The 12,179-nt window shown below is 64.3% G+C and carries 10 protein-coding genes; 5 read left to right on the forward strand and 5 right to left on the reverse strand.

Going from position 1 to position 12,179, the window contains the following annotated elements:
* Nucleotides 1-49: 49 nt before the first annotated feature.
* Nucleotides 50-2,158 (reverse strand): sigma 54-interacting transcriptional regulator, encoded by a 2,109-nt coding sequence (locus ACYVKQ_RS04910; protein WP_460576209.1) that lies wholly within the window; start codon nt 2,156-2,158, stop codon nt 50-52.
* 213 nt (nt 2,159-2,371) lie between these two features.
* Between ACYVKQ_RS04910 and ACYVKQ_RS04915 the strand changes: the two genes are divergently transcribed.
* From ACYVKQ_RS04915 to ACYVKQ_RS04925, 3 genes are all read left to right on the forward strand, one after another.
* On the forward strand, nt 2,372-3,697 hold the full coding sequence (locus tag ACYVKQ_RS04915) for a TolC family protein (protein ID WP_460576211.1): 1,326 nt from the start codon (nt 2,372-2,374) through the stop codon (nt 3,695-3,697).
* 107 nt (nt 3,698-3,804) lie between these two features.
* Nucleotides 3,805-4,233 carry a universal stress protein gene (locus tag ACYVKQ_RS04920; RefSeq protein WP_460576213.1) on the forward strand — a complete coding sequence of 143 codons (429 nt, stop codon included), beginning with the start codon at nt 3,805-3,807 and terminating at the stop codon, nt 4,231-4,233.
* A 108-nt stretch (nt 4,234-4,341) separates the two neighbouring features.
* Nucleotides 4,342-5,457 carry an HlyD family secretion protein gene (locus tag ACYVKQ_RS04925; protein ID WP_460576215.1) on the forward strand — a complete coding sequence of 372 codons (1,116 nt, stop codon included), beginning with the start codon at nt 4,342-4,344 and terminating at the stop codon, nt 5,455-5,457.
* A gap of 61 nt (nt 5,458-5,518) precedes the next feature.
* On the opposite strand, the gene ACYVKQ_RS04930 is transcribed toward ACYVKQ_RS04925, so the two are convergent.
* Complete coding sequence (locus ACYVKQ_RS04930) at nt 5,519-5,758, reverse strand: four helix bundle protein (protein WP_460576323.1); 240 nt, start codon at nt 5,756-5,758, stop codon at nt 5,519-5,521.
* A 211-nt stretch (nt 5,759-5,969) separates the two neighbouring features.
* Between ACYVKQ_RS04930 and ACYVKQ_RS04935 the strand changes: the two genes are divergently transcribed.
* Nucleotides 5,970-7,541 (forward strand): efflux MFS transporter permease, encoded by a 1,572-nt coding sequence (locus ACYVKQ_RS04935; RefSeq protein ID WP_460576217.1) that lies wholly within the window; start codon nt 5,970-5,972, stop codon nt 7,539-7,541.
* A gap of 173 nt (nt 7,542-7,714) precedes the next feature.
* Here the strand turns inward: ACYVKQ_RS04935 and ACYVKQ_RS04940 are convergent, their stop codons facing one another.
* The 3 genes from ACYVKQ_RS04940 to ACYVKQ_RS04950 form a co-directional block, all read right to left on the reverse strand.
* Nucleotides 7,715-8,704, reverse strand: a complete 990-nt coding sequence (locus ACYVKQ_RS04940; RefSeq protein ID WP_460576219.1) for a hypothetical protein — start codon at nt 8,702-8,704, stop codon at nt 7,715-7,717.
* A gap of 296 nt (nt 8,705-9,000) precedes the next feature.
* A complete protein-coding gene (locus ACYVKQ_RS04945) occupies nt 9,001-10,332 on the reverse strand; it encodes a TonB family protein (RefSeq protein ID WP_460576221.1) in 1,332 nt (443 codons plus the stop codon).
* Entirely contained in the window at nt 10,310-10,711 is a 402-nt protein-coding gene (locus tag ACYVKQ_RS04950; RefSeq protein ID WP_460576223.1) for a BlaI/MecI/CopY family transcriptional regulator, read from the reverse strand. The genes ACYVKQ_RS04945 and ACYVKQ_RS04950 overlap by 23 nt, the downstream gene beginning before the upstream one ends.
* 187 nt (nt 10,712-10,898) lie before the next feature.
* Here ACYVKQ_RS04950 and ACYVKQ_RS04955 point away from each other — a divergent pair, with 187 nt between their 5' ends.
* Complete coding sequence (locus ACYVKQ_RS04955) at nt 10,899-12,134, forward strand: alpha/beta hydrolase family protein (protein ID WP_460576225.1); 1,236 nt, start codon at nt 10,899-10,901, stop codon at nt 12,132-12,134.
* Nucleotides 12,135-12,179 lie beyond the last annotated feature (45 nt).

Here is a 12,179-nt window from a genome sequence, read left to right on the forward strand (position 1 = left end):
CGGCGCGCGTTTGGCTGGCCGGCAAATTGCGGCGCGGTACCGTCGAGCTTCAGTCGGCGCGGTGCTCCCGGCGGATGCCCAGCTTTTTCATCCGCGCCTCCAGGGTTTTGGCGTTGATGTCGAGCAGCACGGCCGCCCCCTGCGGGCCGCTGACGCGCCCGCCGGTACGCTGCAGTGCCGCCAGAATATGGTCGCGCTCCTGCTCGCGCAGGGTTTTGAGGATGCCCGAAGCCGGGGCGGAAGGCCCCGCCGAGGCTGGAACGGGGGCGGCCGAGAAGCCCGCAAACTCCAGAAACGGGCCGCTGGAAGCAATAACGGCCCGCTCCACCACGTGCTCCAGCTCCCGGATGTTGCCCGGCCAGGCGTAGCGCTGCAGGGCTTTCAGGTCGCGGGCGCGCAGGCCGCGCACCGGCTTGCCGAGCTTCTTGGTAAAGCGCTCCAGAAAGTGGCGCACCAAAGGTTCCACGTCCTCGGGCCGTTCGCGCAGGGCCGGCAGGTGAATGGGAAACACGTCGAGGCGGTAGTAGAGGTCGGCGCGGAAACGGCCGGCGGCCACTTCTTCCTCCAGCACCCGGTTGGTGGCCGCCAGCACGCGCACGTCGGTGCGGATGACGCGGCGCCCGCCGATGCGCTCAAACTCCTTTTCCTGGAGCACCCGCAGCAGCTTGGCCTGCAAGTCCAGCGGCAGCTCCCCGATTTCGTCCAGGAAGATGGTGCCGCCGTCGGCCAGCTCAAACTTGCCGATGCGCCGGTCGTGCGCGCCGGTAAACGCGCCTTTTTCGTGCCCGAACAGCTCCGACTCAATCAGCTGGGCCGGCAGGGCCGCGCAGTTGATCTTAACCAGGGCCCGTTCCTTGCGGGGCGAGAGGTTGTGCAGGGCCCGGGCCACCAGCTCCTTGCCCGTGCCGGTTTCGCCGGTGATGAGCACGGTGCTGTCGGTGGGCGCTACCTGGCTCACGCGGGTAAACACCTGCTGCATAACCGGGCTGCCGCCCACGAAGTCGCCGAAGCGGGCCGCCGCCGTGGTGTTGATTTCGTCGATGAGGTAGGTTCGCTCCCGTTCCAGCTGGGTGCGCAGCGCCTCAATCTGCTCAAAGGCAAACACGTTCTGGATGGCCAGCCGAATTTGCGGCGCCAGCCCCTGAATAAGCTCCAGCGACTCTTCGGTGAAGGCCAGCGGCAGGCGGCTGGCCATAATCAGGGCCGTGGTGTGCTCTTCGCCCGCTGCCAGGGGCGCGCTGAGAATGGAGCGGGTGCCGCGCTCGTCGCGAATAAAGCGCAGCAGAGCGTAGCGTTCGGCCAAGGCTTCGAACTCCGTTTCGACGTACACGCCCGGCCGCGCAAACAGTTCCGCCGCGGCCAGCTTGGCCGAGTCCGGGTCGGGCAGCTCATCGAGGCGGTTTTCGTCGAGGTCCGCAAAGGAGCCGTCGGGTTGCTTGGCCAGCTCGGCCAGGGCCCGGGCCGAAGTATCGGACAGGCGCATGCGCACACCGAAGTAGTCGCAGGGAACCACGCGGTTGATTTCGGCGGCGATGGTGCGAAACAACTCCCCGCGCTCCTTGATGCTGAGCAGGGCGTTGTTCAGGGCCAGCTGCATGGTTTTCTCCTGCTCGCGCCTGGCAATGTCCTCGAAGGCCAGGGTGTTGGTCACGGCCACGGCCACCAGACTGCCGATTTTCTCCAGCAGGTCCACGTCGTGGGGCGTGAATTCCGGGCGGCGGCGGGCCACCAAGGACAGCAGCCCGATCAGCTGACCGCCGGTGCGCAGCGGCACCACCGTGAGGTAGCGCATGCCGCGGTCGACGAGGGCGTAAAAAGGTTGGAAGTCGGCGCCCTCATTCAGTAGCTCCAGCAGATCATATACGTGCAGGTTGGGCCGCCGCATGAACTGCTCCAGCGGAGTGCCTTCGATGGGCACGCGGCCCGTTCTGCGGCCGGAAGCGTCGAGCTGCTCCGGCAACAGCACCTCGCCCAGGTAGTCGCGCAGGAACACGCGGCGGTACTGGTGCTCGGCGTCGAAGGTCAGGATGGTGATGGCGTCGAAGGGGAAAATAAGCCGCAGCTTTTCCGTTACCGTGCGAAATAAATCTTCCTTGTTGCGGGTGGTGGCAATGGCATCGTTGAGGTAGAGCAGCAGGGAGTCGTCTTGGTCGGGCATGAGCATTCTTCCTGAAATATGAGGAGCAATAAAAGAGGAAATTCTGAAATAACAGGAAAATAAAGTTGGTAAATGCGGGCCGATGAAGGCATGCCTTAAAATAATTTGGCCTTGTATGGGTGAAGGAGGCGGTTTTTCAATAAAGTTTTAACACTCTCCGCCCCTTGGCACAAGCTTGGGTACTACCGGGTCGACCTTCATCAGTCATCCCTTATGTATTCTCGACTCAAACTTGCCGCGCCGCTGCTGACCCTGGGGCTGCTTATCGGCGGGGCGGCCCAGGCCCAGCAGGGTCCGGTGCTCGCCGACTCGCTGACCCTGGACGGCACCATCCGCTCGGTACTGGAGGCCAACCCGGCCATTACCGCGCTGGAAGAAGAAGTTAACGCGGCCACCAGCCGGGTGCAGCAGAACCGGGGCGGCTTTCTGCCCCAGGTAACGGGCACGGCCACCTATACGCGCATCGATCCGGTGGTCAAACTGCAGCTGGCCGAAGGGCAGCCCGCGTTTCAGCTGGCGCCCAACAACAACTACGACGCGCACATTACGCTCCAGTACGGCCTGCTTGACTTCGGCAAGAAAGAAGCCTCGACCAACCTGGCCGAAAGCCGCCGACAGACCGCCCTGGACAACATCGCCGTGACCCGGCGCGACCTGGCTTATTCGGCCGTGCAGGTGTACTACAACATCCTGTTCGTGCGCGAAAGCATCAAGGTGCAGGACGCGCAGATTGGCTCCCTGCGGCAGCACCAGCGCGAAATGGAGAAGCGCGTGCAGGGCGGCGTGAGCACGCGTTTCGATGTGACTACCACGCAGGTGCGCATCACCCAGGCCGAAAACGTTCGCATCGACCTGCAAAACCAGCTGCGCAACCAGCAGGTGCAGTTGGCGCGGCTGCTGCACAAGCCCGAGTACACCGAGGTGCCCGTGCGTGGCGCTTTCGCCTACCAGCCCCAGCCCGTGGACCTGAGCACCGCCCTGGCCCGGGCCGGTGAAAATCGCCCTGAGCTGAAGCTGGCCCGCGACGCGGAAAATACCGCCACCCTGAACCTGAAGCTGATCGAGCGTGCCAACACGCCCACGCTCGGCATCGGGGCGCAAGTGGGGGCCAAAAACGGTTACCAGCCCGAGCTCAACCGGATCCGGCCCAACACCGTGGGCGTGGTGCAGCTGTCGGTACCGATCTACGACGGCAACAAAAACAAAAACCAGCGCGTGGAGGCCCAGGCCACCATCCGCGGCGCCCAGGCTCGCATCCTGGATACCCAGGAGCAAGTGCGCGCCGACGTGCGCCAGGCCGCTAACAACATGGATGCCAGCGCCGCGCGTTTCTCGAACGCCGAAACCCAGGTAACGCAGGCCGCCGACGCGCTGACCCGCGCCAAAGCCCGCTACCGCTACGACGTGGGCACCAACCTCGAGGTGCTCGACGCGGAAACCCAGCTGGCCCAAGCCCGCCTGGCCCGCCTGCAGGCCATCTACAACTATACCCTCGGGCAGTACCAGCTGCGCCGCGCCACGGGCGAACAGATCTGGTAATGGTGCAAACGTGGTGTACTGGTGAGTGTCGAGTTAGCCGCGCCGCAGGCGCGGTGCCAGCCTCCCGAACACCACACTCACCACGCACCGTTTCACTATTTCCCCTCATGCACCTCTCCAAGATTCTTTGCCCGCTGGATTTCTCGGTGGCCGCCGGACTGGTAGTCGCCTACGCGGCGGCGCTGGCCGGCGCCACGGGGGCCGAGCTGCGTCTGCTGCACGTGCAGGAGCTGCCGCCCGTGCTCAGCGACGACGACGCGGACGCGGCTGCGGCGCTGGCGCGCTACCAGGCCGTGGCCCAACAGGCCGGGGCGCCGCACGTCACCACGCAGCTGCGCCACGGGGAGGCTGCGGTGGAAATCGTGCGTGAGGCCCAGCAGGCTGCCGCCGACCTCATCGTCATCGGCTCGCACGGCCAGACGGGCCTCGCGCGCTTTCTGATGGGCAACACCGCCGAGCACGTGGTGCGCTCTGCCCCGTGCGCCACGCTGCTCGTCAAACCCCAGGGCGCGTCTCCGCACCGGCAGTCGGCCTGAGCGGTGAGGGGTGAGCTAGTGGGTTGATGTTCAGTAGTACCGACCCTCAAATCCGCCACCTCGCCGCCTCACCATCTCACCATTTCACAAACTCACCATTTCGACTAAATGGCAACGCAAGAACCGGTGGTAGAACGCCACATGTCCCAGCCTGGCGGCCCGGCCCAGCCCACCGCCGATTCCGCTTACGAGGAGCCCGCAGGCCGCTCGAAGCGTCCGATTGTTATGGTTATCCTGGCCCTGCTGCTGCTGGTGGGCGGCTACTTCGGCTACCAGCGCTACCAGTTTGGCCAGACGCACGAAGAAACCGACGACGCCCAGGTAGAGGGCGACGTGTACCCGGTGCTGCCGCGCGTCGGCGGGCCGGTGCTGGAGGTGAAGGTAGATGACAACCAGCCGGTGAAAAAGGGCGACGTGCTCGTGACCCTGGACCCGGCCGACTACCAGCAGCGCGTGAATGCCGCCCAGGCCGCCCTGCTCGCCGCCCAGGCCAACGTGACGGCCGCCCGCGCCGCCGTGGGCACGGCCCAGGCCAACGTGCGCACCGCCCAGGCCAGCATCGGCGTGAGCGACGCCAGCCGCGCCCGCCTGGAAAAAGACCTGAAACGCAGCGAGTTTCTGCGCAAGGAGGACATCATTCCGCAGAGTGAGCTGGATGCCGTGCAGGCCAACCTGCGCGCCACCACCGCCCAGCGCGCCACGGCCGCCGAACAGGTAAGCGTGACCCGCCAGCAGGTAGCCGCTGCCCAGCAGCAGGTGGCCGTGGCCGAAGCCGTGGTGCAGCAGCGCCAGGCCGACCTCGACAACGCCCTGCTGCAGCTCAGCTACACCACGCTGAAAGCCCCGGCCGACGGCATCGTCAGCAAAAAGAGCGTGCAGCCCGGCCAGGTGGTGGGTCCCGGCCAGCAGCTGCTGGGCATCGTGGCCAGCCGCCGCACCTGGGTGGTGGCCAACTTCAAGGAAACGCAGCTGGAAAACATGCGCGTGGGCCAGCCGGTGGAAATCGAGGTGGATGCGTACCCGAACGAGGAGTTCCGCGGCCGCATCGAGTCGCTGTCGGCCGCTACCGGCGCCCGCTTCGCCTTGCTGCCCCCCGACAACGCCTCCGGCAACTTCGTGAAGGTGACCCAGCGCGTACCGGTGAAAATCGTGCTCGACCAAGCGGACCCCGAGCACCCGCTGCGCGCCGGCATGAGCGTCACGGCGACAGTAGCGGTGAAATAGTGACATGGTGAAACGGTGAGTTTGCTGTTCCTGTCTACTCCCAGTTTCACCCGTGCTGCCTTCAGGCCTTCGCTTTCTTGCGTGCAGTGGCAAGCACCGCAACGAGTTCCACATACTCGTGCTGCAGCTTATGAAGGCGTGAGGCGGGAATGATGCCGGAGTCGCTTAACAGCTCATGCCAGAACAACGTCTCATCTGCTTCCTCCACGCAGATGCAGAGCTTGGCGTACCATTCGGCGCTTGAGCGGCCGCGGCAAGCGGCTCGAAAATTGGCCGCTACGGATGTTGCTGCCCGCAGCAGCTGCTTGCCTAAAACGCTTGCTTCGCCCTGTGTGCGGCAACTGCTGAAACAAACGCATTACCCGCAGCGCGGCTGCTTTGGTGCGCGCTCGGTACGCTTCGTTAAACGATACGTTGGGGATAGTATCCTCTTCCATAAGGTGAATAGGTAGCGTCGTCTTAGCTCACATAAGAACAAAACGCACCAGTTCACCACCTCCCCATTTCACCACATGGAAACCGGATTTACCAAGTGGATCATCGTCATTACGGTGGTGATGTGCTGCTTGCTGGAGCTCATCGATACCAGCATCGTGAACGTGGCCCTGACCCAGATGATGGGCAACCTCTCGGCCACGCAGCAGGAAGTCAGCTGGGTGGTGGCCTCTTACGCCATTGCCAACGTCATCGTGATTCCGATGACGGGCTTTTTGGCCGAGCAGTTCGGCCGCAAAAACTACTACTTGTTCTCGGTGGTGCTGTTCACGCTGGCCTCCGTGGCCTGCGGGCAGAGCACCAACATCTGGGAGCTGGTCTTCTTCCGCTTCGTGCAGGGCGTGGGCGGCGGCGCGCTGATGGCCACCTCGCAGGCCATCCTCATCGATACCTTCCCGCCCAACCAGCTGGCCCTCGGGCAAGCGCTGTTCGGCATGGGCGTCATCATCGGGCCCACCATCGGGCCCACGCTCGGCGGCTACATCGTCGACAACTACGACTGGCCCTGGATTTTCTACGTCAACGTGCCGGTGGGCGTGCTGGCCACCATCTTCACCGTGATGTTCATCCGCGACCCGGAGCGCATCAAGAACGCCGTGCGGCGCCCCATTGGCGAAATCGACTGGCTGGGTATCTTCCTGCTGATCCTAGGCGTGGGCTCGTTGCAGTACGTGCTGGAGCAGGGCGAATCGGAGGACTGGTTTGAAAGCTCGGTCATCCTGTTCTTCACGGTCCTGACCGTCATCGGCATGGCGGGCTTCGTGTGGCGGGAGCTGACGGCCAAGCAGCCGGTGGTAGACCTGCGGGTGCTCGGTAAAAGCCGCAACCTGGCCGTGGGCGCGTTCCTCTCGTTCATCCTGGGCTTCGGCCTGTTTGCCTCGGTGTTCGTTTTCCCCATCTTCTGCCAGCGCATCCTCGGCTTCACGGCGGCCCAGACGGGCTACCTGCTGCTGCCCGGCGCCCTGCTTACCGGCTTCATGATGCCGATGGTGGGCAAGCTGATTCAGGGCGGCGTGTCGCAGAAGTTTATGCTGCCGGTGGGTTTCGTGGTGTTCTTCGTCTTCTCGTATTGGATGAGCACCCAGATTTCGCCCACGGCCGGCGAGAGTGACTTTTTCTGGCCGCTGATGCTGCGCGGCTTCGGGCTGGCCCTGCTGTTTTTGCCCATCACCACCATGTCCTTGGCGGGCCTTAGCGGCAAGGACGCGGGCCAGGCCGCCGGCCTCACCGGCATGATTCGGCAGCTGGGCGGCTCGTTTGGGGTGGCCCTGATCGGGACGTACCTGGAGCGCACCACCGTGCAGAACCGCATCGGCCTGCTGCCCCACGTGTCGCTCTACGACCCCGAAACCCAGCAGCGCCTGCAGGGCCTGGTGGCCAGCTTCATGGCCAAGGGCGCCGACGCGCTGCAGGCCCAGCGCCAGGCCTACGCCGTGCTGGAAGGCATGGTCATGAAGCAGACGGCCCTCATTACTTACTCGCAGACCTTCCTGATGATCGGCACCTTCTTTTTGCTCTGCATTCCGCTCATCTTCCTCATCAAGCGCCCCAAGCCCGGCACCAAAGTCGACCTGAACGCGGCGCACTAGGTTTTAGGGCATGCGAGTATGCAGGTAAGGGTTGAGGAGTTGTTTGAGCCTGCCCCCTCAACAAAAAGCCCCGACCGGCTTCGGTCAGGGCTTTTTGTTTTCTATGAATTGATGAGTTGAGTGGCAAGTAAGAGGAAATGGGCAACTCCTAAACTCCTATCCGCATGCCCTGACTATTGGTACTGAATGTACAGCGGCTTGGGCGTGAGCTGGGTCAGTATCTCGTTGGGCGTCATGATGTGGTGCGGCTTGGGGCGGGCGTCGTACTCGTAGAAGAGCTTGAAGCCCGTGTACTGCACCGGCTCGGTTTGGATGTAGTCGTGGTAGGAGTCCTTCTTCAGCGTCGGCTCGCCGTGGCCGTCCATGTGCATGACCACCTGCACGCGCGGGTCGAGCTTGATGTTCTTGTAGTTGGTCACCATCTTCCGCGTAAAGCGGTGCACCGTCAGTACCTTGGGCGGGAGCTTGTTTTCGCTCACGATGCGGGCCAGGTAGTTGATGGTGAAGTTGATGTCCTTCGCGTCGAGGGTGCCGATGCGCTGGTTGGGGCGCACGCCGGGCATGGTGGCCAGCGAAAACTCCGGGTCGATGCCCAGGTGAATGTCGGGCTGCTTGAGGTACTGTTCCAGCTTGGGCAGCTCCACCTGCAGGGTGCTGTGGCCCGGCTGCACGTCGAGGAACAGGATGCATTTATGCTCCCGGGCCCAGGAAATTACTTCCTCGATGGTGGCCTTGGAGTTCATCAGGCGCCACTTGCCATCCTTGCCGGGCGTGCCCTGGGCCGTGATGGTGACGTTGTGCAGCGCCGGCTGCACCGGAATGCTGGGGTCGGCGGCTTCCCACTCCTTCAGCACGCCCGCAAACTTGCGGAACATCTGCTCCTTCGGCTCGCGACCCAGAATGCCCATGCCCTTCGAGCGGATGTTGCCATAAAAAGCAATGATGCGCTTGCCCGGCAGGATGGCGCCTGGCAGTTGTCCGCTGGCCTTCACGATCGAGTCAGCCTTGAGCGAGTCGCGGCGCATGGCCTGCCGCTGCAGGGCCACCGTGTCGATGACGGCCGGCTTGGCCGAGTCGGCCGAGGCCGTGGCGGTGGCCGAAGATTCATTGTCGGCCTTGCTGCTGCAGCCGGGCAGCAGGGTGGGGGCCAGCAAGAGGCCCAAAACGGGCAGAAGCGGTGCGCCAAAGCGCGAAAGAAGCGGGAAACGGGTCACGTTTAGCGAATTAGGAAAGCGGGCATTGAGGCTACGAAGTTAGGGCATTTCGCCTGATTGCCGGGCCGGAAAGTTGTCCGCTGCCGCTGGGCCGCGTTCGAAATCAGCTTCATTTATAGAAAGTTAAAATAATTTTAATCTGATAGTTGCCCCGTCTTACCGGCGTTTAAGGCCCAATGGCCCCCCAACACGTTGGGCGGCCAAGGCAGACACCAGCGGTGCCAGTCATCGTCGGACGGGAGGACTCAGGGGGCAAACGTAATCGGGAGGGTAAACTCCACCGCCACCGGCTTGCCGCCTTTCCGGCCCGGCTCCCAGGTGCTCGGCAGCTGCTGCACGGCCCGCAGCGCTTCCGCGTTCAGCTCCGCCGCCAGGGCTTCCTGGCCCGCGGGGGCCTGCACGCCTTTGCGCACCTGCGGGTTGTACATCTCCCCGTCGGGCCCGACCACGAAGCTGATGAAAACCTTGCCGCCGAGCTGGGCGGCTTTGGCCGCGGCGGGGTACTTCACGCCGTTGCCCAGATCCTGCATGAGCTGTGCCATGCCGCCGGAGTACTCCGGCATCTGATCCACTTGGTCGTACACGCGGCCCAAATCGGTGAGGCGAGCCGGAGCCGGGGGGGCAGGTGGCGGCGGCGGCGGAGCCACCAGGTTGCTGCGGCCCAGGGCTTCGGACGTGCCGGGTTCTGGTGCATAGGCGGCTTTGTCGCAGGCGACGGCCGCGAGCAGCAGCGCGGAGAGGGGCAGGGCCAGCCAGGGTTTCCAGCGGCGCGCGGGGGGCGGATGGTGTAGCATGTGAATGCGGTTAAGGGTTTGGGAAGTGGAGAAAGAATGGGCAAACGGTAGGCGGATGCCCAGGGCGGATACAGCCTGCCGGGCCAGCAGGCTGGTGTAAGCGGTGGAGGCGGTGGGTGTGGATTGCAGGGCGGCCGCGTCGGCCTGGTACTCGTGCGTCAGGTTTAGGGCGCGGGCGCAGAGGTGCACGAAGGGGTTAAACCAGAGCACGGCTTGGCAGAGGTGCAGCCACAGCCGGTCGGCGGTGTGGCCCAGGCGCACGTGGGCCAGCTCGTGGGCCAGCACCTGGGCAGCCTGCGCCGACGTCAGCGGCGCGGCGTCATCCCAGAGCACCGTGCGGCCAAAGGAACTGGTCGGGAGTCGTCCGCCCGTCAGGCGCAGGGTATAGCCCGCCGCCGCCTGCCGGGGCAGTCGCCGCAGCAGCTGGCTCAGCCACACAAGCCGGCTCAGCTGCCACAGCAGGCTCGCCGCCAGGCCCCACCCGTACAGCACCGGCAGCCAGGGCAGCGCCGGCCCGGCCGCGGAATGGTCTGGGCCCACTTGCACCTCCGGCAGCCAGAGGCTAAAGCGCAGCAACCCGGCGGGCAGCACGGGCGCCGGGCTCAGCCACCCGGGCAGAGGCAACAACGGCAGCACCGCCGTCAGCAGGGGCGCGAGCAGCAGAAAACCCCGGTTGAACTGAAACAGCCGCTCATGGCGCAGCACCAGGTAATAAAAAGCCCAGCACAGGCCCAGCAGGGCGGTGCTTTGCAGCATCCAGTTAAGCAGGCCGGTGGGAGTCATCGTCCGCAGAGTTGAGGTCTTGCTGAGCGTGGCGCAGCAGCTCGTCGAGCTGCTGGGCATCGAGGTTTTCTTCCTTGGCGAAAAAGGAGACGAGGCGCGGAAACGAGCCGCCGAAATAGCCGCCCAGCAGCTTACGCAGCGAAAATCGGCGGTACTCATCCTGGGCCACCAGGGCGTGGTAGCGGTGGGTGCGCCCGAAGGCTTCGTGGCCCACGTAGCCCTTCTGCTCCAGGATGCGCACGATGGTCGAGACGGTATTGTAGGCCGGCGCGGGCGCGGGCATGTCGGGGAGCATGTCCTTCACAAAGGACGGGCCGCGGCGCCAGAGCACCTGCATGACCTGCTCTTCGGCGCGGGTGAGTTCGGGGAGTTGTTGCATCGTTGACATCTACTGGGTTAAACGTATAACTAATTATTTAGTTAATCAACTAAAGTTTTCTTTTTGGTTCGCCCAACAAGTTGACTGTCCCTGCCCGGTTTGTGAGGGAAGCGTGGATTTTGCCTGGAATCGAATCTTTTACCGCGCGGCGTGTTGAAAGGAAATCCAATCGTAACGTCTTCACGCTGTGTTCTTCTCCAAGCCATTTTTCCGATCGACGCCACTGACGTGGCTGCTGGCCTCCCTGCTGTTGGTGGGCCCCAGCATGGGTTGCCAAAACGAATCGGCGCGGGCCGAAGTCGCGCCCGCTACGCCCACGGAGGCCGCATCGGCCACCCGTCTGCTGAGCAGCACGCTCATCGGCGAGTACACGCCGCAGGCCCTGGCCGGGCACGTGAGCGGCGTCCCGTTCGCGGCGGCGCTGATCCGCTACCCCATCCGGGTGTACAAGCTCACGTATTCGACCAAGGACACCGACGGGCAAACCGTGACGGCCTCGGGCGCCCTGCTGGTGCCCAAGGTGCCCGCGGGCCAGTCGTTGCCGCTGCTCAGCTACCAGCACGGCACCATCTCGCCGGCCGATGAGGACCGTGCGCCTTCCTATTATAAGTCGAGCAGCGAGGTGTACTCCGCCGTGTCGGTGCTGGCGTCCACAGGCTACATTGTGGCGGCGCCCGACTACCTCGGCTACGGCGCGGCCAAGGCGCTGCCGCACCCTTACGAGCATGCCGCCTCGCTGGCGTCCACCTCGCTCGATATGCTGCGGGCCAGCCGCGAGTTTTGCCAGCAGCAGCGCGTGGAGCGCAACGACAAGACCTTCCTGTTGGGCTATTCGGAAGGGGGCTTCGCCACGCTGGCGTTGCACAAGCTGATGGAGGAGACGGCCGCGTCGGAGTTTACCGTCACGGCCAGCGCGCCGGGTGCCGGGGCCTACCACAAGTCGGCCTTCGCCAACTACATCCTACGCTCGACGCAGCCGCTCAACTTCCTGAGCAGCTACGTGTGGGTGCTCGATACCTACAACCGCGCCTACGGCCTGAACCGCCCCGCCTCGTTCTTTTATAATCAGCCCTACGCCAGCCAGCTGCAGGCCAATCCGTTCAGCGCCGTGCCCAACCAGGCCGATCAGCTGTTCACCAGCGCGTTCCGCACGGGCGTGCTCAGCGGGACGGACGCGCCGATGCTGGCCAGCTTCCGTGCCAACGACATCCATGACTGGAAGCCCCGGGCGCCGCTGGCCCTGTTCCACGGCACGGCCGACGATTACGTGCCCTTCTTCAACTCGCAGGACGCCTACAACGCCATGCGCGCCCGCGGCGCCACGCAGGTAGAGCTACGCCCCATTCAGGGCGGCAACCACTTTACGTCGGCGGTAAGCTACACCCTGGAGGCCTTCGCGTTCATCTCGGAATACAATCAATAAAAGGCGCAGCCCTTTGGTGCTACTAATGCCGTAACCCCGGCCGGG

The organism is Hymenobacter coalescens (assembly GCF_054783195.1).